27 protein-coding genes are annotated in these 22,657 nt (G+C 37.3%); 20 read left to right on the plus strand and 7 right to left on the minus strand.

The genetic code is table 11. The annotated features are described in order from the left end of the window. The first annotated feature begins 16 nt into the window (after nucleotides 1-16). From D8Q48_RS08370 to D8Q48_RS08390, 5 genes are all read left to right on the plus strand, one after another. Nucleotides 17-1,660 (plus strand): histidine kinase N-terminal 7TM domain-containing protein, encoded by a 1,644-nt coding sequence (locus D8Q48_RS08370; RefSeq protein WP_121056210.1) that lies wholly within the window; start codon nucleotides 17-19, stop codon nucleotides 1,658-1,660. Nucleotides 1,661-1,682: 22 nt separating this feature from the next. Next, nucleotides 1,683-2,969 carry an ATP-binding protein gene (locus tag D8Q48_RS08375; protein WP_121056212.1) on the plus strand — a complete coding sequence of 429 codons (1,287 nt, stop codon included), beginning with the start codon at nucleotides 1,683-1,685 and terminating at the stop codon, nucleotides 2,967-2,969. Nucleotides 2,970-3,000: 31 nt separating this feature from the next. Beyond that, nucleotides 3,001-3,630, plus strand: coding sequence for a response regulator transcription factor (locus tag D8Q48_RS08380; protein WP_121056214.1), 630 nt, complete (start codon nucleotides 3,001-3,003; stop codon nucleotides 3,628-3,630). Nucleotides 3,631-3,832: 202 nt separating this feature from the next. Further along, nucleotides 3,833-4,927, plus strand: a complete 1,095-nt coding sequence (locus D8Q48_RS08385) for a hypothetical protein (RefSeq protein WP_121056216.1) — start codon at nucleotides 3,833-3,835, stop codon at nucleotides 4,925-4,927. A gap of 17 nt (nucleotides 4,928-4,944) precedes the next feature. Next, nucleotides 4,945-5,763 (plus strand): TPM domain-containing protein, encoded by an 819-nt coding sequence (locus D8Q48_RS08390; RefSeq protein ID WP_121056218.1) that lies wholly within the window; start codon nucleotides 4,945-4,947, stop codon nucleotides 5,761-5,763. 108 nt (nucleotides 5,764-5,871) lie between these two features. Here D8Q48_RS08390 and D8Q48_RS08395 read toward each other — a convergent pair whose 3' ends face one another. Together D8Q48_RS08395 and D8Q48_RS08400 are read right to left on the minus strand one after the other, a co-directional pair. Then, on the minus strand, nucleotides 5,872-6,369 hold the full coding sequence (locus D8Q48_RS08395) for a QueT transporter family protein (RefSeq protein WP_022074958.1): 498 nt from the start codon (nucleotides 6,367-6,369) through the stop codon (nucleotides 5,872-5,874). A gap of 220 nt (nucleotides 6,370-6,589) precedes the next feature. Then, on the minus strand, nucleotides 6,590-7,171 hold the full coding sequence (locus D8Q48_RS08400) for a helix-turn-helix transcriptional regulator (protein ID WP_121056220.1): 582 nt from the start codon (nucleotides 7,169-7,171) through the stop codon (nucleotides 6,590-6,592). Nucleotides 7,172-7,287: 116 nt separating this feature from the next. Between D8Q48_RS08400 and D8Q48_RS08405 the strand changes: the two genes are divergently transcribed. Genes D8Q48_RS08405 through D8Q48_RS08430 form a run of 7 tightly spaced genes read left to right on the plus strand, consistent with a single transcriptional unit; the run spans nucleotide 7,288 to nucleotide 10,096 of the window. Beyond that, nucleotides 7,288-7,485, plus strand: a complete 198-nt coding sequence (locus D8Q48_RS08405) for a hypothetical protein (RefSeq protein ID WP_243116256.1) — start codon at nucleotides 7,288-7,290, stop codon at nucleotides 7,483-7,485. Between the two features lie 6 nt (nucleotides 7,486-7,491). Further along, nucleotides 7,492-8,151, plus strand: a complete 660-nt coding sequence (locus D8Q48_RS08410) for a DUF6291 domain-containing protein (protein WP_121056222.1) — start codon at nucleotides 7,492-7,494, stop codon at nucleotides 8,149-8,151. Between the two features lie 20 nt (nucleotides 8,152-8,171). Continuing rightward, nucleotides 8,172-8,300: a hypothetical protein gene (locus D8Q48_RS17790; protein WP_279230733.1), complete on the plus strand. Its 129-nt coding sequence runs from the start codon at nucleotides 8,172-8,174 to the stop codon at nucleotides 8,298-8,300. A gap of 13 nt (nucleotides 8,301-8,313) precedes the next feature. Continuing rightward, nucleotides 8,314-8,745 (plus strand): hypothetical protein, encoded by a 432-nt coding sequence (locus D8Q48_RS08415; protein ID WP_121056224.1) that lies wholly within the window; start codon nucleotides 8,314-8,316, stop codon nucleotides 8,743-8,745. Nucleotides 8,746-8,754: 9 nt separating this feature from the next. Then, nucleotides 8,755-9,030: a hypothetical protein gene (locus D8Q48_RS08420; protein WP_121056226.1), complete on the plus strand. Its 276-nt coding sequence runs from the start codon at nucleotides 8,755-8,757 to the stop codon at nucleotides 9,028-9,030. Between the two features lies 1 nt (nucleotide 9,031). Next, entirely contained in the window at nucleotides 9,032-9,358 is a 327-nt protein-coding gene (locus D8Q48_RS08425; protein WP_121056228.1) for a hypothetical protein, read from the plus strand. A 42-nt stretch (nucleotides 9,359-9,400) separates the two neighbouring features. Continuing rightward, nucleotides 9,401-10,096, plus strand: a complete 696-nt coding sequence (locus D8Q48_RS08430; RefSeq protein WP_121056230.1) for a hypothetical protein — start codon at nucleotides 9,401-9,403, stop codon at nucleotides 10,094-10,096. A 112-nt stretch (nucleotides 10,097-10,208) separates the two neighbouring features. On the opposite strand, the gene D8Q48_RS08435 is transcribed toward D8Q48_RS08430, so the two are convergent. Further along, entirely contained in the window at nucleotides 10,209-10,427 is a 219-nt protein-coding gene (locus D8Q48_RS08435; RefSeq protein WP_121056232.1) for a helix-turn-helix transcriptional regulator, read from the minus strand. 143 nt (nucleotides 10,428-10,570) lie between these two features. Between D8Q48_RS08435 and D8Q48_RS08440 the strand changes: the two genes are divergently transcribed. From D8Q48_RS08440 to D8Q48_RS08450, 4 genes are all read left to right on the plus strand, one after another. Next, entirely contained in the window at nucleotides 10,571-10,843 is a 273-nt protein-coding gene (locus D8Q48_RS08440; protein WP_121056234.1) for a hypothetical protein, read from the plus strand. A 34-nt stretch (nucleotides 10,844-10,877) separates the two neighbouring features. Further along, complete coding sequence (locus D8Q48_RS08445; RefSeq protein WP_121056236.1) at nucleotides 10,878-11,999, plus strand: site-specific integrase; 1,122 nt, start codon at nucleotides 10,878-10,880, stop codon at nucleotides 11,997-11,999. Between the two features lie 87 nt (nucleotides 12,000-12,086). Further along, nucleotides 12,087-12,233, plus strand: a complete 147-nt coding sequence (locus tag D8Q48_RS17180) for a hypothetical protein (RefSeq protein ID WP_172696959.1) — start codon at nucleotides 12,087-12,089, stop codon at nucleotides 12,231-12,233. A gap of 628 nt (nucleotides 12,234-12,861) precedes the next feature. Continuing rightward, the gene (locus tag D8Q48_RS08450) at nucleotides 12,862-13,182 is read left to right on the plus strand and encodes a hypothetical protein (protein ID WP_118687914.1); all 321 of its coding nucleotides are present in this window, start codon (nucleotides 12,862-12,864) and stop codon (nucleotides 13,180-13,182) included. A gap of 880 nt (nucleotides 13,183-14,062) precedes the next feature. Here the strand turns inward: D8Q48_RS08450 and murF are convergent. From murF to D8Q48_RS08470, 4 genes are all read right to left on the minus strand, one after another. Continuing rightward, a complete protein-coding gene (gene murF, locus D8Q48_RS08455; RefSeq protein WP_121056238.1) occupies nucleotides 14,063-15,433 on the minus strand; it encodes a UDP-N-acetylmuramoyl-tripeptide--D-alanyl-D-alanine ligase in 1,371 nt (456 codons plus the stop codon). A 22-nt stretch (nucleotides 15,434-15,455) separates the two neighbouring features. Beyond that, on the minus strand, nucleotides 15,456-16,511 hold the full coding sequence (locus tag D8Q48_RS08460) for a D-alanine--D-alanine ligase (RefSeq protein ID WP_022076017.1): 1,056 nt from the start codon (nucleotides 16,509-16,511) through the stop codon (nucleotides 15,456-15,458). Nucleotides 16,512-16,613: 102 nt separating this feature from the next. After that, nucleotides 16,614-18,062, minus strand: coding sequence for a nicotinate phosphoribosyltransferase (locus D8Q48_RS08465; RefSeq protein ID WP_118687916.1), 1,449 nt, complete (start codon nucleotides 18,060-18,062; stop codon nucleotides 16,614-16,616). Between the two features lie 20 nt (nucleotides 18,063-18,082). Next, entirely contained in the window at nucleotides 18,083-18,814 is a 732-nt protein-coding gene (locus D8Q48_RS08470) for a lysophospholipid acyltransferase family protein (RefSeq protein ID WP_118724109.1), read from the minus strand. Between the two features lie 165 nt (nucleotides 18,815-18,979). Between D8Q48_RS08470 and D8Q48_RS08475 the strand changes: the two genes are divergently transcribed. From D8Q48_RS08475 to D8Q48_RS08490, 4 genes are read left to right on the plus strand one after another with little or no spacing between them, the layout of a single operon-like run. After that, entirely contained in the window at nucleotides 18,980-19,402 is a 423-nt protein-coding gene (locus tag D8Q48_RS08475) for a protease complex subunit PrcB family protein (RefSeq protein ID WP_347562295.1), read from the plus strand. Nucleotides 19,403-19,442: 40 nt separating this feature from the next. Next, nucleotides 19,443-21,002: an SPOCS domain-containing protein gene (locus D8Q48_RS08480; protein ID WP_117990025.1), complete on the plus strand. Its 1,560-nt coding sequence runs from the start codon at nucleotides 19,443-19,445 to the stop codon at nucleotides 21,000-21,002. 45 nt (nucleotides 21,003-21,047) lie between these two features. Continuing rightward, nucleotides 21,048-21,923, plus strand: coding sequence for a 4-(cytidine 5'-diphospho)-2-C-methyl-D-erythritol kinase (gene ispE, locus D8Q48_RS08485; RefSeq protein ID WP_118687918.1), 876 nt, complete (start codon nucleotides 21,048-21,050; stop codon nucleotides 21,921-21,923). Between the two features lie 3 nt (nucleotides 21,924-21,926). Continuing rightward, complete coding sequence (locus D8Q48_RS08490) at nucleotides 21,927-22,604, plus strand: GntR family transcriptional regulator (protein ID WP_117990027.1); 678 nt, start codon at nucleotides 21,927-21,929, stop codon at nucleotides 22,602-22,604. Nucleotides 22,605-22,657 lie beyond the last annotated feature (53 nt).

Here is a 22,657-nt window from a genome sequence, read left to right on the forward strand (position 1 = left end):
TGGGGAAAGTGATAGAATGTCATATTCAAAAAAGAGAAGAGTATCCTACATAGCGGTTTTCGTATGTGTGGCGGCAGCATTGCTTTGCCGCTATGTGAAAAAGACATCGGATATCGAAAATATAATATTAGATCAGAGCTGTACCTGTCTGTATCTGGGTTTATATATAGCATGGGGGATTTATTTGCAAAAGAGGGTAGTAAATTACAAAATCAGAAGATGTCTTGTTGAGATTGCCTGCCTGATGGTTTTTGGGATTTTTTTGCGAAGTATAAAATATCATATTTTAATGGAAGTATTTAGTAGGAGAATGTGTTGGTATTTGTATTATATTCCATGTACGATGATTCCGACGCTAGGACTCAATGCAGCAATATTGATGGGAGAAGAGGAGGAGAAGAATACACGGGTGCGCACATTAGCTCTTGTGCTTACAGCAATTTTATTAGCTCTTTTAGTTATTACAAATGATTTTCATCAGCTTGTATTTTCTTTTGCAGGCGAAAAGCCATTCTCAGATGCAAAGTATCAGCAGGGCCCGGTTTTCTTTGCTGTCCAAATTTGGGTAATTTCCTGTCTGATTGCAATGGAAGTGATTTTGATTAAAAAAAGTAAAATTCCAAACAAAAGAAGAGCCTGGCTTCCGTTTTTTCCAGAAGCTTTGCTTCTTATCTGGAGTTTTGGTAATGTTATTGGGATATCTGTTATAAGGAATTATTTCGGTGACATGACAGTGGTTTGCTGCCTGTTGATGTCAGCAATTTATCAAAGCTGTATTTACTGCGGATTAATTGAGACAAATACCCGGTATACGGAATTATTTCAGGCGGCAGGAGGAATTTCAGCAGAGATTACAGATGACAGATGGAAGGTATGGTATCGTTCAGGAGAATTTCCTAATATTACAGATCAGATGAGACATGACGCAAAATATGCACCATTGATGCTGGAACACGGCATTCAGATTAAGCATATTTCTTTGCGGGGAGGTCATGCATTTTGGGCGGAAGATATATCACCGGTATTGGATCAGTATAAAGAATTAGAAGAGCTCCAAGTGGAATTGACTGAAAGAAACCGGTTATTACAGATTGCATATGAAAAGAAAGCGAAGAAAAAAGCAATTGAAGAGAAGAATCGTTTATTTAATTTAATACAGAATCAGACAAAGCATCAGATTTATTTATTAGATTATTATCTGGATGAGCTTCAGAAGACAGATTCAGAAGAGATTTATGATAAGCTTCTCAGAAAAATTGTGGTAGTCGGAACATATATGAAGCGTCGAAAGAATTTGATTTTGTCGCAGAAAGAAAAACAGGCAAAGTTAACGGCGGAAGATTTAAAAAGAAGTCTGACAGAGTCGTGTGATAGTTTAAAGCTTTGCGATATCAAAGGAACCTTTTATATTGATCCAACGATAAAATCGCTTGGGGATGACAGTATTTTAAAATGTTATGATTTTTTTGAATGGGTGATAGAAGAATTAATAGATGAACTTCAATCCGTTTTTCTACGTATTGCGGAGATTGACGGACAGCTTAAAATCGCGGTGACAGTGAAAGGACCGAGCGATTTATCAGTATTGTTGAAAAAGAATCCAGGGCTTTATATTGAGCAGGAAGCAGAGAATGAATGGTTTGCAGCAGTGAAAGTCTGAGCAAATAATAGGAGAAAACAGGATGTATAGTTATGTGACATATAGTGTAAAACTACATAATATATTGATGGTTTTGATGGAAATAGGTCTGGTTTTGGAGCTGTGGATTTTTTTCTCAAGATTAATACGTTCGGCTGGATTAAAAAAAATAATGAGAATAGGAATTCTGTTTTTGATGTCCTTTGTGCTGATGTGTTTTTTCTTAAATGACCATAGATATCAGCTTGGTGAAAATAATCATCCTTCGTTTTTGTTGGAAATCCCAATATGGATATTTTTAACAGGAATGTCTTTGTTGATTATCTACCTGTGTCTGCTGGTCAGAAATGAAATACTCGCATGTCGGAAAAATATTTCAGCCTGGTCGGTTAAAGAGACAATGGATGATGTTCCATGCGGGGTCTGTGTTTCAGATTCCTGTGGACATGTCGTATTATCTAATAAAAAAATGAGAGAATTAAGCAGGATGCTGACTGGGGCACCACTGCAGAACTATGAAGATTTGAAGCAGGTATTAGATGGAAATAAATCAGTTCAAGGAGTGACCAGACTCAGTCCGGAAAAAGGTGTGCTTTATTTACCAAATGGCACAGTGTGGATGTTTCAAAACTACATGTTAGCGGAAGAAGTTGAGGGGTATCTTCAGACAGTGGCATTTGATGTTACCGAAATATATTTTAACAGTGAAAAAATTCGGATGAAGAATGAAAAGCTGGAATTATTAAATCAAAAATTGAAAAAAATGTATGAGCAAATTGATGAAAGTATTCGTGAACAGGAGACTCTTAAAATGAAAATGCAGGTGCATGACAGTTTGGGGTGTTGTCTTCTTACAATCCGACGTATGCTGGAAGGTAATAAAGAACCTGATTATATGAAAAATCAGTTGGAAATCTTAAAACAATCAGTATATATATTGTCCGGGATTACGCAGGATGATACGGAGAAACAGTATGAGGAATCAATAAAACATGCGGAAAAACTAGGGGTTTCTGTGGAGATTGAAGGTGAGCTTTGCGATGAACATCAAGTCGCATTGATAACGGATAAAGCAATTCGTGAATGTGTTACAAATTGTATACGGCATGCACATGGAAGAAGAGTGTATGTACAAAGTCATAAAACCCGTGAAGGGTGGAAGGTTTGCATTACAAATGACGGAGAAAGACCGAAAGAAGGAAGTAGAGAAGGCGGTGGTCTTTCTGCTTTGCGAGAAGTTGTTGAGAGAGACGGAGGAGAAATGACAACAAAATTTGAGCCGGAGTTTTTGTTGGTTTTAAAACTACCGTTTTCGGAAACAGAAGAATAAGACATAGACTGGGAAAAGCAGGTAAGCAAAGATGATACGTGTATTAATAGTAGAAGATCAGAAAATCATGCAGAAATATTTTGAATATCTTATAGAGAACAATAAAGAAGAATTTCAGCATGTACAGACGATTGCAGATGCATATGAGGCAATAAAAATATGCAGTAAAACAAGAGTAGATCTTGTGTTGATGGATGTACAGACATTTCATAACCATGATGGACTTAAAGCCGGTAAAGAAATTAAAGAAGCACATCCGAAAATCAAAGTATTGATCGTTACCTCACTTATTGACCCAGAAGTTTTGGCAAGAGCAAAGTCGGGGAATGCAGACAGTCTCTGGTATAAAGATCATGGGGACGAGGAAATTCTTGATGTTATCCGACGAACATTAGAAGGACAAAGAGTGTTTCCGGATATCTCTCCGGATGTGCAGTTAAATTGCATCCAGAGTGATGAAATCAGTCCAAGACAGTTAGAGATGCTACGTTTGTACATAAAAGGTATGTCATATTCGGAAATTGCGAAAAAGATGGGATGTTCTACGGCAGGCGTTAGATGGAACTTTCAGGAAATGATCTCAAAAGCAGGATATTCCTGTAAAGAAGATTTGATTGCAGCGGCATTGGAAAGTAAATTGCTAGTTACAACTTTGAAATAATGAGAGCATTGCAGATTTTCTGCATTGCTTTATTTTTTGGAAAAATACCTATCATAAGTGCTAGTGTCAGAAAACTTTGTTGGTGTGATAATAATTATAACAGAGATGCTATAACAAAAGGGAAGGAGAAGGAAGTAAAGCAGGATAGCAGTGAAGAAAAACATTTTAAAAGATAAAGAAATAAGAGAGGAGATGAGGTTAGATGTCAGGTATTGTAGAATATAAATGTCCGGCATGTGGAGGCGCAATGGAATTTGACAGTACCCTTCAAAAAATGAATTGTCCGTATTGTGATACGACAATGACGGTGGAAGAGTTTGAAGCAATGCAGAAAAAGGATGAAGATAATACTGGCAATGTACAGCAGAGTGAAAATACACAGTGGTCATCGGGAGGAAATAATCAGTGGCAGGATGGAGAGACAGATAACATGGCAGTCTATGTATGTGAGTCTTGTGGTGGTGAGATAATTGCTGATAAAACAACAGGAGCAACAACTTGCCCATTCTGTGATAATAAAATTGTCATGAAAGGAAATTTCGCAGGGGATTTGAAACCAGATTGCGTAATCCCGTTCAAATTAGATAAGAAGGCGGCAAAGGAAGCATACATAAAACATCTGAAAGGTAAAAAATATTTGCCTAAAGTATTTAAGGACGAAAATCATATCGACGAAATTAAAGGTGTTTATGTTCCATTCTGGCTCTTTGATGCATCTGTACAGGCGGATATCACATATGAAGCAGAGAATATCAAAATCTGGGATGATGGTGATACTGAATATACGGAACATGAAATATATAATGCTGTACGTGGAGGAGCAGAGACATTTAGCCATGTTCCTGCAGATGCATCCAAAAAGATGGATGACGTCTTGATGGAATCTATAGAGCCATTTAACTATCAAGATGCTGTGCCATTTCAGTCAGCTTATCTGGCAGGATATGTTGCAGATCGTTATGACGTAGATAAAGAAGAACGTATGCAGCGTGCAGAAGAACGTATGAAACAGGCAATATCAAACAATTTACGAAAAACAGTGACAGGATACGCAAGTGTGAAGCAGTTGGGCGGGAATTTCCAATTTCCGGAAGCAAGTTATCAGTATGCATTGTATCCGGTTTGGATATTGAATACAACTTGGCGTAATGAAAAATTTGTATTTGCTATGAATGGACAGACGGGTAAGCTGACAGGAGATCTTCCGTTAGATAAAAAAGCGTTTCGACTGACATTGTTGATGCGAGGCGGAATTTTTTCAGTAGTTTTCCTTGCAATTTTATGGCTTTTATTCTAAAGGAAGGGGTGGGGTGAATGATGAAAATAAGAACAAAAAGAATATTGCTTTCATTTCTGTCTCTGCTCCTGCTTCTGATGCCGATTGCAGTAAAGGCAGAATCGACAGATGACATGTATTATGTAAAAGACGAAGCAAACTTGATGAGTGAAGAAGAGCAGGAAGAACTGGAAACAAAATTAAGTACGATAAGTGATTATTGGGGTGAAGATGTTGTTGTACTCACCGTTAATTCACTGGAGGGAAAAACAGCAGAGGCATACGCCGATGATTATTATGACATGAACGGATATGGAGTAAGTGGGAGGAGTGGCGGAATTCTTCTGTTGGTTGCAATGGATGACCGTAAATGGCATATGTCAACCGGTGGAGAATGTATAAGCATATTCACAGATGCAGGTCTTAATTACATGCAAGAACAGTTCAAGCCGTCATTGAGCGAAGGCGACTATGCAGAGGCTTTCAATACATTTGCAGATTTGTGTGATGATTTTATGGCTCAGGCTGAAATTGGAGAGCCATATGATACTGGAAATCTTCCAAAGGAACCATTGTCAATCCTATGGTATATAGGAGCAGTTGCAGTGGCATTCTTACTAGCATTTATATGGGGTAGCATTGAAAAAGGAAAGCTCACTACAGTTCGTGAAAAACAGACAGCTTCTGATTATGCAGTGGCAGGAAGCTTGAATGTATATAACAGTCATGATCAGATGGTAAGAACATATGTAACTCAGCGTGCTCTTCCAAAAGAGGATTCTAGCAGCTCTTCAGGAAGTTCTACACATACAAGTTCGTCTGGATCAAGTCATGGCGGATGTGGCGGAAGTTTTTAGTGACTGAAAATTTTTAGCATAAAAGATAAAACGGATTGGATACGTGAAGCATTTCAATTCACATATCCAATCCGTTATTTTTATAGATTAGGAAAGTGTTTTCCTAATCTATAAAGCTTTCTTAAAGATAATCCCCTTATATTTGTTAAGTGCTCCATATACGATAAGACCAAGTACACCGGCAGAAATAACTTCGCCGACACCGACTGTTAACATCATAAATGGTATCGGAAGAGGTACTTGATATCCGTATTTTAATACGAATGGTACAACGATAATGTTTGCTACGATCGGTGGAACTGGAGCAAGATATTTACTCTTGTTTCTGAGCTGCCAGGTAAAGAAAGCTCCGATCAATGTAGCAAGGCTTCCGAATATGATATCCGGAACGATTGCACCGCCAAGGATGTTGCCGAGCAGACATCCGATAAAAAGTCCTGGGATTGCAGCTGGTGTAAATGCAGGAAGAATAGTGAGAGCTTCGGCAAAGCGAATCTGCACTTCTCCAAATGCAAGTGATGCACCAAGTACTGTCAATACAACATAAATAGCAGCAATCATAGCTGCCTGTGCCAGATAAAGCACCTTTGAGTTTGAGTTTTTCATTATTCTGTTCTCCTTTAGTTTTGTTTTACGTGTGGAAGGTCACGAACACACGATTCATTTTACGCCGGTAATCGGCGAAACCCTTGTAAGACCTTGGTTTTTTAGGGTTTTGTAACGGGTGATAGTATAGCATAGCAAGAATGAAAAAGCAAGGAATGTCCAAAATTTGTCCAAAATGGGAAATTTTTAGATATTGATTTCAAAGCTTTACCTGTTGCAATTATTTATTAATGCGTGGCAAGTCATTTGCTGCTCTTGCGTCATCAATAAATTTGCAAAGCATTCCATACAAAATCATTAACTCACTTTTTCCTAGAACGGAAGGGTTTATAAAAACAGAATTTTTATTGTTTTCAGAAAAAATACTTGGAATATCAATAAATGTGCTGATTTCACCATAATCTTCCGTTGTACATTTCGTGATATATTGTAAGATAGTTTCATTTTCTAATAATTTTGAAAGTATTTCTATATATGGATCCTCTTGATTATGTGCAGTGATAAGATTATCCAAAGCCTTTTCGGAAATACCTAAAGCCGGTGCAATTGCCTGAGAAATGATTCTTTTACTATCGCATTCGCCCAATAAATACGCTGTATCACAATCAAATATTTCACATAGAGCAGTTAACTGCTCTATTTTTTTAACAGGGGTACCGTTTTCCCATTTAGCTATAGTTTGGCGTTTTATAGGCACCCCGGTTATATTTTCTATAGCTTCTGATAGAGCTTCTTGCGTTAATCCTTTTTCATTTCTGCACAATCTAATTCTTTCTCCTGTTAAGTGCCATGAATTTAACATTTTACAACCTCTTATTCATAAAAATATATAATTTATGGTTATTTATAAAAACATGTTATCACGATATACTAGACAATGCAAGACAAACAAAGATAAACAAAGAAAGGAGTTAAAAAATGCGAAAGAGGATGTCAATTAAAGCCTCAAATGGTTATGTTACTGTTGATACTGAAAAATTACAAGGACTTTTGATGGTCGGCAGGAATACGGCTATAAAAATCGGAACAGATGCAGGGGCAAAAATTAAAGTTGGAAGGAGAGTGCTGTGGAATGTTGGAAAAATACAAGAGTACATAGATTCCATGAGCGAATAACGGGATATGGACAAAAACAGCTTTGTACTTTATTCAGATTACCTTGAACATTTTGAAATGCTGCCAGACGAAGAAGCAGGACAACTGATAAAGATGATTCTTTGTTATGTTTCCGGCTCCAAAGTTGATTTAGAATATCTAAGCCCTGCCGCAAAAATGGCATTTTCATTTATCAAGAGTCAGCTTGATAGAGACATGAAAGCATACGAAATTAAGTGCAACAAAAACAGAGAAAACGGGAAACTTGGTGGAAGACCAAAAAAACCAACCGGTTTTATTGAAAACCAAATGGATAACAAAAAACCAACCGGTTTTATTGAAAACCCTACTGATACTGATACTGATATTGATACTGAGACTGATGATGATAATCAAAAATATAAAAAAGGGTTTGAGGAGTTCTGGAAGGCCTATCCGAGAAAAGTAGATAAAGGAAACGCTTACAAGAAGTACCAGGCAAGATTAAATGATGGATATTCGGATGCGGAGCTGCTGACAGCTGCAACCAATTATGCGAACCAGTGCCAGAGAGACAAGACAGAGACAAAGTTCATAAAGCATCCAAAAACATTCCTGAGCGATACAATGCCGTTCACGGACTTCCTGGATAATAGAACCCAGGAGCCAGCGAAAACGTTCAGAAAAGGCGAAAATCCGTTCATCTAAAAAAGAGAGGTGAGATTAGTGTGGATACAATCAAAAAAGATTTCTCACGAAAAGAAGTTGAAATCATAGCTGAAATTGCAGCAACTAAAGCAGTTTCTCTATATTCAAAAAATTTAAAAGATAAAAGAAAAAAAGAAACTATTATTTAATACAAAAAAACTTTTGGAAAATTACACTCGTTTAAAAGATTATGCAGAACAGGCGATTATAACTCTGGAACAGGCGGAGGAAGTGGACGAAACACTTGTAAACATGGACGTTCTGATGAAGTTCAAACTGTTCGAGGATGACAAGACCTTAGATAGACAGCTCCGGGGAGTAAATGCTGTAAAGTTTATGATGGCACATGTAGACCGGATGCTTGAGGTATACAAAAGCAACTGCCTTAATTCTTCTCAGGAAGTCATGCACAGACGATGGTTTGTGATCGAATACATGTACCTGGAGAGGGAGGACGCCAAGAAAACAACGAAAGAGATCGCTGAGATCTACCAGACAGATATCAGCAATATTCAGAAGGACGCAAAAGAGGCGAGAAATGATTTAACAGTATTATTTTTTGGTTTAGATGCGTATGCAATATATGATGAATAGGAGAAAAAAATGAAATTTATAATCAGTGGTAAGGTTTACGATACAGAAAAATCTACTTTAATTTGTACATTTACAGAGAAAGGGGAAAGCCCCTGGGAAATTGGACACAGAAATGAAATATATGTAACTGCAAAAAAACATTTATTTCTTGTAAAGTATAATCAAACCGGTATAAGTTACGTAAAAAAACTTGACACAAAAGAAAGCGGAACATTACTGGATTGCCATGCTGCAGATATAAATATCGAAGCGTATACATCTATATTTGAAACAGAGGAGGCGTAAAATGCCTAAATATTATATAAATGGAAAAATATTTGATACAAATGATCCCGCTACAACACAATTGTGCTCTTTTAAAAAAGAAAGAATCCATGGTGTATACGATTTAATAAAAATATATGTGTACAATGATTTTTCTTCCAGAAAGAGAACATTTTATAAAGAGGTGGTGGATCCGGAAAACAGTATGCCTATATACTCACAAGAACTACCACCAAAAACAGCTTATGATTATTGTGTTGAGTACCACGCAAAAGAAGCTTTAAATAAAGGCATCAGTATAATAATCAATGGAGCTGACTACGAAACACTCACAGGATTTACAAATTAACACCGAATTAACACCGAAATATTAACAAGAAAGGAAAAAAATATGTCTATTAAAACGGAATTTAGAGCTTATTTAGAAGGAGCAGAAAAAGAAACTATCAGCCTAAGAGAAACTATAAAAAATGTATGTACAGATCCTGCATATACAACAGAAGGAAAAAAGGAAAAATGCAATGCCATGTTAGAAAAACACAAGCGGTATCTCGATGAATTAAAAAGACACATAATAATAACTGTACAAGAAAAACTTTCGGCAATGGATCAAGAAACAGAGAAAGATTTAGCAAAAAGAAACTCTGATTTAAAATATCAAAATCTTCTTGTAAGCAACTTAAAAATTTTACCATTGATAAAAGGCGGTGTTTCGCACGAAGAACTAAAAAAAAGATTATCAGTATTTCAAGATGATCCTTTCGCAATATCAGCATTAAAAGCAGCTATCTCAGAAAGTAAGGATATCGAAAAAATGTGTTATATTTCATGTCTTCCAGAAGACACACGCGAAACCAAGAAAGAACAGCTAAAAAAATTAGAAAGTACTCTCTGCGAGCTGCTAGATGAAATGTCACTCAGAATAAACTCTAGCGCCTTTGAAGAATGTGGAACCGTAATAGAAAGAGATATTTCTAAGATTCCTATTATTTCAAGCACGCTCGATTATATATCAGCATGTAATGCTGATTGCACCGTATATGATTTAGATAGGCATATGAATACACAAAAGGAATACATGATATAAAAATGCTAATTTAAAACGAATTTTACATTAACTGAATAAAAACACTATACCACCTTAAAATAAAGCTCCACAAGGCTATACGGAAGCCAAAAGAGGAAAAAAGGAACCTTGTTTAAGGTTCCTTTTTTGAGTCTTCGACATATTCCATAAGATCTCCGGGCTGGCAGTGAAGCGCACAACAGATCCTGTCAATAATTTCGATATTTACAGTTTGATTTTTTGACAATCTAGCCAACGTCGTAGATGTAATACCAGCCACATTGATTAGATCTGTTTTCTTCATTTCCCTCCGGTTTAATATATTAAACAGTTTATAGTATTTTATTGCCATGTATTCACCTCCAAAAATTATTATATAAAAAATTAAAATTTTTGTAAATAGAAAATATATTGTTATTTAGTTAAATTTTCGTTGACAATATCACTATAAAGCAATATTATATTACTATAAAGCAAAAAACAAAGGAGATAAATATGAATAAAGAAATTTTTCATGAACAAAAAAACAAAATTGCAGATTTAAAAAATGTATGTGAAGGAGTGGAAAATGTATTTCAAGATTTAAGTGAAGTATCTGCAGCGTTGTCAGTTATTTCAAAGGCTACAACTTCCCCATCTGAAAACGATGCAACAAAGCTATGTGTAGATGTATCTTGTACATTAGATATTTTAATATCTAAAATTACCGAATGCCAAGAGAACATAGAAATTACTTTATGCGAAATTCAGAAAATAGCAATGTTATAGTTTAAAAAATCAAGTTCTTGGAAGGTGTGATTTTATGGCAGTAGATAAAAGAGGTAGAAAGTTACCAAAGGGAATCAGACAGCGTAGTGAAGGCTTTGAAGGGCGTTTTATGTATCAAGGAAAGAGTTACCTTGTACACGGAAAAACTATCACAGAGACACAAAAACTCATTACAGAGCTTAAATACAAGCTGGAGCATGGAATTTATGTGACAAAAGAGAAAATCACCCTAGATGAATGGTTTACAACATGGCTAGAGGAATATAAGAAGAACCGGGTGAAGCTCGGTACATATACAAATTATGAGAAATATTATAAGAGTATTATCAAGAATAGGTTAGGCAGCAGACAGCTTTCAGAGATTCGAGGGGAACATATCCAGAAGTTATACAATGAGTTGGTGAAAGAAGGATATGCACTTTCAAGTATTAAAATTGTATCGGCTGTTTTAAACGGATGCCTCCAGCAGGCAATGAGAAATGGATTGATAGAGAGAAATCCGGTTAGATTGGCAGAATTGCCACGCCAGATGGGGAAAAAGAAAGAACGAATAGCCATGACGAAAGAACAGCAAGATCTGTTCATGGAATATGCAAAAGAAAGTTATTTATATCATTTCTTTGCAGTAATGCTTCAGACCGGAATGAGAAAAGGGGAGATGCAGGGACTTAAGTACTCTGACATTGATAAGAAACAGAATGTGATTCATGTTCAGCGCACATTGAAATACATAGAGGGACAAGGGTATATAGAAGATGCACCGAAGACAAGAACATCTACCAGGGATATTCCGTTGACTGCTGCCGTAGCGGAGCATATAGAGGTGCAGCGGAAGTATTGGAACTTCAAGGTTGTGAATATGAATCAATATTTATTCTGCAATGAAGAGGGCGGCCCGATCAGCAGGGAACGGATTCAGGCTGAAATAGATCGAACAGTAAAACGGATCCGGGAAGCTGGTCATGATTTCCCGAGAATCACAAGCCATGTATTCCGGCATACTTTTGCAACACGTGCGATAGAAGCAGGAATGCCACCGCAGGTATTGAAAACAATCCTGGGACATAGTTCGCTTGCTATGACGATGGATCTGTATAGTCATGTTCTGCCGGATACGAAAGCGGAAGAGATGCAGAAGATTGCTATCATGTTTTAACGGATAGTATTGGCTCAAGTAAGGTTTGACAATAGCAAATATATGGCGTATATTGTTAGAAAATAGATATTAGCCTTTGGAATCTTTGTGGCGGTTATATCTTCAATTACTGTGGAAGGAAAACAGGCTTTAGGTAATGTGGAACTGAAATGGAAACTGGAGGTGTTCAACATGATAAACTACATGACAATGATTTTACAGATGGACGGTGGCGCGCTTGGGATATGTCCGTGAATGATGATGAAAAAGGTTGATATAGGCGCCGATACTACTGGAAGGGCAACCCTTCCATATCCCATTTAGAGTTTCCTGTGACGAAGCTCTTCTTTTTTTGTCCAAAATTTGTCCAAAATTGCATAAATGTGGATAAACTAAGATAAAAAGAAAAAGCCCGAAAACGCTGTGTTTTCAAGGCTTGGTAACTAAGGATAAATCTATATAAACTTATATTAATAGAAGTTTTGTTTTACGTGTGGAAGGTCACGAACACACGATTCATTTTACGCCGGAAATCGGCGAAACCCTTGTAAGACCTTGTTTTTTTAGGGTTTTGTAACGGGTGATAGTATAGCATGAAAAGACAAGAAAAGCAAGAAAAGTATCAAAAAAGTACCAAATGGGAAAATGATATACATTGTTAGTAAATGTTGAGGTTCGGAAAATCAAGGTTTGCTCAAAATGGGGAAGAAGTGAAAGCGGATATGTGGATTGTAATATATGATAAAGTGAAGTATTATAGAAATAGGTATAGCGGTTGATGAAATGGGGAGATGGGAGAGAATATGTTTTACACAATTAGAATTGGTGGAAAAAAATCAACTGCAATAACGATTACAAGAACTTAAAGAAGAGCATAGAAAATATGGTTCAAAAAGATAAGGATTTTCTTGATAATGCTAAAATGGAATGTAAGAGGATTATCGCCGGGGAAATTTATGAATTTAATTCTAATATGGCAAGTTTATTGCTATCTTTTTCTGCCTTTTATTTATCAATATATAAAACCGATAAGCTCTCAATGTCGCTGCTAACTTTAATATTGTTTGTAGCGGCGCTTAGCGCTATAGTGGTTTTGGAAATTAATTTGAATATGAAAAAACAAAATGCAGGGAAAATATTGTTTATAATAGACAAAATAGAAAATAAAGTTAAAATACTAAAACGAACAAATAACACCTATTAAATAATTTTTAAGGTAATAAATATATGGACGGAACGCTACAATTCTTGTGTTAGGGGGAATGTAGCGTTTCTTGTTATTGAGATGGGAACAGTAAAAAGAATATATATATACTATCGGGAGAGAGAACACAGTCTCGAAAATTCAGCTCAGCGTTTTAAGCCTTCCACCCTAAAATGCAGATATTTATAACATAACAAAACTTAACTTTTTTGGCTGTATTGCGGGTTTATTATGGGATTCAAGGCGAAATGCATTGTAAGTGTATGATGTTATAGGGAAAGTGATTGCATGTCAATTATTGCCATGTTATACTTTGGGTGGAACAATCGTGTTACAGGGTGGCAGACCTCTATTCTTACATAGAATGGGGGTGGTGCTGATGAACAATAATCATTTTGATTTTAAAGACTTTATGGCTTTTGGCATGTTCATTCTTGCATTGCTGACATTCGTTTTTACGTTTATCAGATAATGTTTTAAGGCATAGAAAAACCACCCCGGAACTTTGGCGAGCGATGGAGTGGATTTTTCAGAATCATACATTGAGGTCAACCCACCTTGTGGGCGGTTGTTCTCTTTTTGTGTCTTAAATATAACATATCTGGTAGCAGGATTCAAGACGATTCGTGAAATTCATGGTTTGCCGTGAGGTGCTGCATCTGATCTGAACTGTCAAAATGACAGTGCGGACAGAGAAACAATAATATGTTGAGTTGCTAATTTATGCTGACTTATTGGTGAGTTTTCATTGGGTGTGACGAAAACAGTATCTGATTTGTTCTTTAGGGCAAGTAAGAATAACAAAAAACTGACATAACGGAACCTTTCTGTTTGCCAGTTTTTTGTTATTTTAAAAATATAAGCTTGGAAGTTATTAAATTCAAAACGCTTCACATTTTTCTACAATCTCAGGAAATTCCATTCCGTGAGAAGCTTTGATAAGAATTGTATCGTGAGGCTTGATCACATTCTTCATTTCTTTAAAGAAATCTGCTTTTGTTGCATAGTGATGCACTTCTGTCCCCTTATTCTGGTTTTTTGCTCCTGAAGAGAGAAAGCGTGTGTATTCTCCAATGGAAATTACGACATTAATGCCAATCTGTGCAGCGTGAGCACCAACTTCATAATGCATCGCATCAGCATCATCACCAAGCTCAAACATATCTCCGAGAATAGCAACAGTTCTTGTGTCTGCTTTAGCGAGAACATCCAGCGAAGCTTTCATAGAAGCTGGATTTGCATTGTAGCAGTCATCAATGATTGTCAGATTCTCTGTTTCAATCAGATGATTGCGTCCTGCAAGAGGAACTAATGCCTCAATTCCCCTCTTGATTTCATCATCTGTCATACCGAGAGCATATCCAACTGCAATTCCGGCAAGCGCATTGTATACCATATGTTCGCCTGGAATTGTAATGTGTGCTGTGAATTCTGAAGATGGGGTGATAAATTTGGCGGTTGTTCCGTGCATTCCCATATCTTCAATATCATCAGCATGATAATTTAAACTGTCATCGAAGCCGAAATAAATTGGTTTGATTTTGTTTTCCGGAACGAAAGAGATGAGTTTATCATCGTCTCCGTTGAAAATGATTGTTCCGTTTGGATTCATATACTGGAACATCTCTGTTTTCGCTTTTAAAATGCCATCGCGAGACTGTAAATGTTCAAGATGAGCACATCCGATGTTAGTGAGTACACAGATATCCGGACGAGCCATTTTTGCAAGTCGAGTCATCTCACCAAAATGACTGATTCCCATTTCAAGAACAGCTACTTCATGTTCTTCGCGAATGTTGAAGATTGTCAATGGAAGTCCAATCTCGTTATTAAAGTTTCCTTCTGTTTTTAGTACATTGAACTTCTGACTTAAAACCGAAGCAATCATTTCTTTCGTGCTGGTTTTACCAACGCTTCCGGAAATACCGACAACTTTGATATCCAGGGAACGGCGATAGTGTTCAGCAATTGCTTTCATAGCCTGTTCGCAGGAATCCACAAGGATATAGGAAAAGTCAACATCTCCTAAATTTTCTTCTGAGAGGGCACATAAAGCACCGGATTCTATCGTTTTTGTGATAAATGTATGTCCGTCTACGCGAGCACCACGAATTGCGATAAACAAGCTGTCTTTTTGAACTTTACGACTGTCAATTACAACACTGGAAACAGATTTTTCCAGATTTTCTTCGGGTCCAAAATATGTACCCTGACATGCTTTGGAGATTTCTTTTAATGTCATATGCTTCATAGCAACAGAACCCTCATCTTTCTTAGTTATATCGTGCTTCTAAAGATTTTTTGATGATCAGTTCACAAAGATCACCATATTCAATTCCCGTAACAGCAGCTTCTTTTGGAAGGAGGCTTGCAGCTGTCATACCAGGAAGTGTGTTCATTTCCAGGCAGTACAGATTATTGTCTGCATCTAACAGAAAATCAGCGCGGCTGTATACATCCAGCTTCAGGGCATGGAATGCACGGACTGTGTAATCCTGCATTTTTGCAGAAATTTCTTCGCTGATATTTGCCGGGCAGACTTCTTCAGTGGCACCAGCCTGATATTTGTTTGCATAATCAAAAAATCCTGTTTTTGGAATGATTTCGATAGGTGGTAATGCTTTATCATCGATAATACCACATGCAAATTCGCGGCCTTTTACATATTCTTCAATAACAAGCTCATCTTCATAGCGGAAAGATTTTTCAAGAGCCTCATTATATTCTTCCTCAGTATTTACAATGTAAACACCGATGCTTGAACCGCCGGAGCAAGGTTTTACAACGACTGGAAGAGAGAGTCCAAGGCTTGCCAAATCTTTTTTATTTTTATTTTTGTGGATGCAGACACCATTTGGTGTAGGAATGCCGGATTCTAAGAAAATCTGTTTTGCGATTCCTTTATGCATTGCAGCTGCACATCCAAGTGAATTTGGTCCCGTATATTTAATTCCCAACAGATCAAAGGTAGCCTGTAATTTTCCATTTTCGCCTTCACCGCCATGAAGACCGATGAATGTAATATCAGCCATGCGGCAAAGTTCGATTACATTTGGTCCTAAGAAGCAGTCAGACTGATCAGGACGGGACGCCTTGATAGCTGCGAGGTCAGGTTCTTCAGTAGCAATGTTCTTAGCAATCTCAAGACCATGTCCAGGAAGTGTAAATACTTCCTCTAGTTTGTCAGAGTCATAAGGAAGACCCATAAATACATCCAGAAGAAATGCATCATGTCCTTTCTCAATTAATGTGCGGCAGATACCGGCAGCAGAAGAAAGTGATACGTCACGTTCTGTACTTAAGCCTCCGGCTAATACGATAATTTTCATGATTTATACTCCTTTTATCTTATTTGAAAATGCGCACCTAAATAGAGGTGTGCGTTTTTGTTGCTATGCATATGACAAAAAGGTCCGGTGGACCTTTTTAAGTTATTTACTCATGTCATCCAGCAGTCTGTTTTTTGTATCATACAAACTTCTGGAAAGATCAACATATACCCCATGTGGATTGAAAAGTCGTTTTGTTTCATCCCAGAGAGTTTCTTTTTCTTCCTTGCAGAACTGTGCAATCTCCATAACAGAAGGTGATTCATAGATACATTCGCCATGTTTAAAGATTGGAAGCAGGATTTCTTTCATAGTGTAGCTTCCCCCCGGAAGACGTGTTTTCTTCCATGTAGCATTTGGATCGAAGAGAAGAAGTTCATCTTCTTCATTCCAGGTTTCGTCAGCAAAGCAAATGAGGTCGGCCCGAATCTTACCTGTTTCTTTGTCGTAAACACGATAAATAGTTTTATCTCCGGGATTTGTGATTTTTTCAACATTTTCTGAAATTTTAATCTTAGGAATAAATTCTCCGTCATTGTTCTGGATGGCAGAAAGTTTATAAACACCTCCAAAAGAAGGACAATCCTTAGAAGTAATCAGGTTTGTTCCGACACCCCAGGAACCAATCTTAGCACCTTGAATTTTCAGGTCATTGATCAAGAATTCATCCAGGTCATTGGATGCGGCAATAACAGCATCTGTGAAACCTGCTTCATCCAGCATCTTTCTTGCTTTCTTAGAAAGATATGCGAGGTCTCCGCTGTCCAGACGGATTCCGTAAGATTTTGGATGGATTCCCGCATCTCGCATCTCTGTGAAGACGCGGATTGCATTTGGAACACCGGACTTTAATGTGTCGTATGTGTCGACAAGTAAAGTGCAGGCATTCGGGTATAAACGTGCATATTCTTTAAATGCAGTATACTCATCTTTGAAACTCATGATCCAGCTGTGTGCATGAGTACCCATGACAGGGACATCAAACATCTGACCTGCAAGAACATTGGATGTTCCTACACAGCCACCGATCATAGCAGCTCTGGCACCATACAGACCAGCATCAGGTCCCTGTGCACGGCGCAGACCAAATTCCATGATTCCATCGCCCTGAGCTGCATAAACTACACGTGATGCTTTTGTTGCAATCAGGCATTGATGGTTGATAATGTTCAAGATTGCTGTCTCTACAAGCTGAGCTTCCATAATAGGAGCAACAATCTTTAATAATGGTTCTTTTGGGAAGATTACACTTCCCTCACGAATTGCATAAATATCACCGCTGAAGTGGAAACCGCTTAAGTAGTGAAGAAAGTCTTCAGTGAAGATGCCAAGACCTCGAAGATAATCTACATCTTCATAAGAAAAATTCAGATTTTTTATATAATCAATGACTTGATCCAGACCAGCCATAATAGAATAACCGCCATTGTTAGGATTGTTACGGAAAAACACATCGAAAATAACAGTTTCATTTTCTTGTGTTTCGAAATAGCCCTGCATCATAGTCAATTCATATAAATCAGTTAGTAACGTAAGATTTTGTGTATTCATTTTAGTCTCCTTGTGTTACGTTAAATTTCTGCATTCTTATTAATTGTTTCCTGAATAATATTCTGTACATAAGCACCGATATGTTTTTTTGTATCAGCATCCAGTTCATTTGGATAAATTGGTTTGCCATATTCGATGACAACATGTGTCTTTTTAATACGCGGAAAATGATTTTCCAAAATATCAGCAGTATTATTCAGAGAGACCGGGACAATAGGACACCCTGTCTTTGTGGCAATTTTAAATGCACCATCTTTAAAAGGAAGTAAACTTAATTCTTCTCCGTTATTTCTTGTACCCTCCGGAAAGATAAAGATAGAAATACCATTCTTAACATATTCAATGGCTTTTAAAATCGTCTTTAATCCTTCTTTTGCATTCTCACGATCTAAGAAAAGACAGTGTAGATATTGCATCCAGACAGAGAGAAAAGGAACTTTTTGAACCTCTTTTTTAGCTACATAACCGGTGAGACGTTTGCAGCGTGAATATGTCAGGACAATATCGAAATAACTGCGGTGATTACCGATAAATAAAACAGCCTCATCCGGAATATTCTCTTCTCCGATCACAGTGACGGACACACCGGATAATCTGGTGATGACTTTAAACGCCCACTGGACAATGCGAAGAGAACTGATATCTTTTGCATTTTTGTTTACCTTTCCAATCAGCCATTCAACGAAAAAAATCGGAATTGACAAAATCAAAAACAGTATAAGAAATACTGCGACAATGATTAAACGTATCATAGATATAAACCTCTCTTTTGTTTATGACTTGTAATTGAACTGTTACGTTCAAAACTACTATTCAAAGTATACTAAACTTGTGTTAAAAACACAACGCATAAATCAACATTTCAAGTAATAAGATACTAGAGAAATGGATATGTGAAGTGCATGTTGGACATGGTTTTGAAAAAAATAAAACGCTTGAGTACAGGCGTAGTTGTGATTTTGAGCGTGGTAATAACAGCTGTCGGATGTATAACCAAGGTAGAGGTAACGGAAAAAATAAGGGATCTAAAGTTTACTGTTCTTGAAAAAGCAGAGCTGCCGAATGAACTGAAAGAAAAAATATCAAAAAATAAAGAAAAGGCATTTCATTTGACATATTCAGATCAAGGAGAATTGTATATTGTGGAAGGATATGGAGAAAAACCACAGAGCGGGTACAGTGTAAAAGTGACGGAATTTTATGAAACTGCAGAAGCGATTTATATCCATACAGAATTAGACGGACCGCCCAGAGATGAAAAAACAAAAGAAATCGTAACATATCCATATATAGCAGTTAAAACGAAAGAAATCGGGAAACCGGTTCAGTTTCATAATTGACGCAAAGTCGGAAATAGCGTTTACATGCAAGGAGGGGCTTATGGAATTAGTACAAAAACAAGTGCGTTATATGCAGGAAAAACCATCTATAACAGATCAATTTCAAATGGATGAGGATTATAATGTTCCGGATACAAAAGATGATGTAAAGCAGATTGTAAGAAGTAAAGAAACAGTAAAAATCGAAGATATAAATTTAGTAGAAAATTATCTGAGAGTATCAGGAAAGCTTTGCTTTCAAATTTTATATATTGTGGATTCAGAAGAAAACAGACTGGCTTCACTAGAAGGAAAAATTCCGTTTGAGGAGATGGTTTATGTTACAGATATGGGAAAGGATGAGTTTTTTATCAAACATGTGAGAACGGAGTTTCAGACAGCTTTGATTCATTCACGTAAAATCGGTTTGCATGCAATGATTGAACTTGAAATCGGAAGAGAACAAATGCAGGAGGAAGAAACAACAATAGATATGGAAAGTGATGTGCCGGTCTATAAGAAAGTGAACAGAATCAACCTGCTTGAAATCCAGATGAATAAAAACGATACATATCGTGTTAAAGAGGAAATCACACTTCCGGGAACAAAAGAAAGTATAGGTCAATTATTGCTTAGTGATATCAGCCTGCGTAAGCTGGAAATACGTTTAATGCAGGATGAACTTCGGTTACAAGGCGAATTTCTGGTTTTTATAATTTACTTGTCAGAAGAACAGAAGATGGATTGGCTGGAACAGACAGTTCTGTTTGAAGGAAAATTAGAGTGCAGCGGGATTGAAGAAGGAATGTATGACTATATAAGCTACGCATTGGAAGATACACTTGCAGATGTCCGGCTTGACGAAGACGGAGAAATGCGTGTGATTGGAATTGAAGGAACGATACATTTGCGGATGAACATTTACAAAGAAGAAAGTATAGATGTGCTGGCGGATATGTATTCGCTTCAGAAAAAATGTGAATTTGAGGTGAGAGAAGCAGATTATGAGGAATTGATGATTCAAAATCATTCAAAATGCAAAATATCAGAACATTTAAATCTTCCGGAATTGAAGGAAGATGTTTTGCAGATATGTCATAGTGATGGTGAAATTCAGTTAGAACATGTGGAACCGTCCAAACAAGGACTTCAGCTTGACGGAATTCTGCATCTATCCTTTTTGTATTTGCGGGCGAATGATGAACAGCCTTTTGGAAACTGGCAGGGAATGATACCATTTACCTGGCTTCTGGAGTGCAATAATATGCCGGAGAATGTGAAATATAATATAGCAGAGCATGTGGAACAGCTATCTGTAAATCTTGCCGGAAATGAGGAAGTAGAAATCAAGGCAGTCTTATCATTCGATACATTTATACGAAAATCGGTGACTGCACAGGTAATCACATCAGTAGCATTTGCTCCATTGTCGGTAGAAGAGATAGAAAAGCGACCGGGAATCGTAGGTTATGTAGTGAAAAAAGAGGATAAACTATGGGATTTAGCGAAGAAATTTATGACGACGGAAGAGGGAATTATGGAAGTCAATAATTTAGAACAAACTACAATAAAAGAAGGGGATAAAATCTTGATTTTCAAGGAGAATTTGAGTATACTATAGCTATATTGTATACAAGATACAAACGAGAACATGGAGGACACACCGATGAAGCAGATTGAGCTAAAGTCACTGGCAAAAATCAATCTAGGATTGGACGTTCTTGGAAGAAGAGAGAATGGATATCATGACGTGCGGATGATCATGCAGTCCATTTATCTGTATGACGAAGTAAAGATTAAGCGAACGAAAAATCCGGGGATTGAAATAAAGACAAATTTGTATTTTCTACCAACAGGAAAAGAGAATATTGCATACAAAGCGGCAGAGATGTTAATAGAAGAATTCCATATTGAGGAAGGTGTTCATATTACATTGAACAAACATATTCCGGTTGCAGCAGGGATGGCAGGTGGAAGTTCTAATGCAGCGGCAGTTTTGTTCGGTATGAATAAAATGTTTAATCTGAAACTGACACAGGCAGAATTGATGGAGCGAGGAGTAAAGCTTGGTGCAGATGTTCCGTACTGTATTATGCGCGGGACGGTTCTGGCAGAGGGTATTGGAGAAGAATTGACAACACTTACTCCTATGCCGAAATGTTTTGTATTGATCGCAAAACCACCGATCAGTGTGTCTACGAAAGTTGTTTATGAAGTGTTGGATTCAAAAGAACTTGTAGAGCATCCGGATATAGATGGACTAATTGAAGGATTAGAGAAACGAGATCTTAAAACGATTGCTTCATGTATGGGAAATGTTCTCGAAGATGTAACGATTCCAATGCATCCGGTCATTGAGGAGATAAAACAGGAGATGAAAAATGCGGGTGCATTAAACGCAATGATGAGTGGAAGCGGACCTACAGTGTTTGGGTTGTTTGAGACAAAGACAGCGGCAAGGAAAGCACAAGACAGAATTAGGAGAAAGGCACTGGCAAAACAAGTTTACGTAACAAATGTACATGGTGCAGGGAGGAACTGACAGATGGAGATGAACTTTGAAGTGAATATGAATGAATATCTGCCACTCCGTGATGTTGTGTTCAATACATTACGACAGGCAATTTTGAGAGGAGAATTGAAACCGGGAGAAAGACTGATGGAGATTCAACTGGCAAATAAATTAGGAGTCAGCAGAACACCGATAAGGGAGGCAATCCGTAAGTTGGAGCTGGAAGGTCTTGTTTTGATGATTCCAAGAAAAGGTGCGGAAGTTGCCCAGATTACAGAAAAGAGCTTGAGAGATGTTCTTGAAGTACGAAGAGCACTCGAGGAGCTTGCAGTGCAGCTTGCATGTGACAGAATGACAAAAGAAGGAATGCAGGATTTAAAACAGGCGGCAAAAGAATTCGAATCCCTGCTTGGAAGTGCAAGCGATATTACAGCAGTTGCAGAAGCTGATGTGGCATTTCATGATTTGATCTATCTTGCAACAGACAATCAAAAATTGATTTCATTGTTGAATAATTTTAGAGAACAGATGTATCGATACCGTGTGGAATATTTGAAATTAAAAGAACGGCATCCACAGATCATACAGGAGCATAATGATATTGTTGAGTCAATTGAGAATGGTGAGAAGGAGCGTGCAACAAAAGTAACTTGCATACATATTGATAACCAGGTACAAACTGTGAGTGATACATTGAAGCATATAGAGTAAGCTGTTTTTAATGAGCAGATATAGCAATAACAAGAAGCTGGATGGCAGATAAA

This window comes from Ruminococcus sp. B05, assembly GCF_003628495.1.
GTDB lineage: Bacteria > Bacillota > Clostridia > Lachnospirales > Lachnospiraceae > Schaedlerella > Schaedlerella hominis.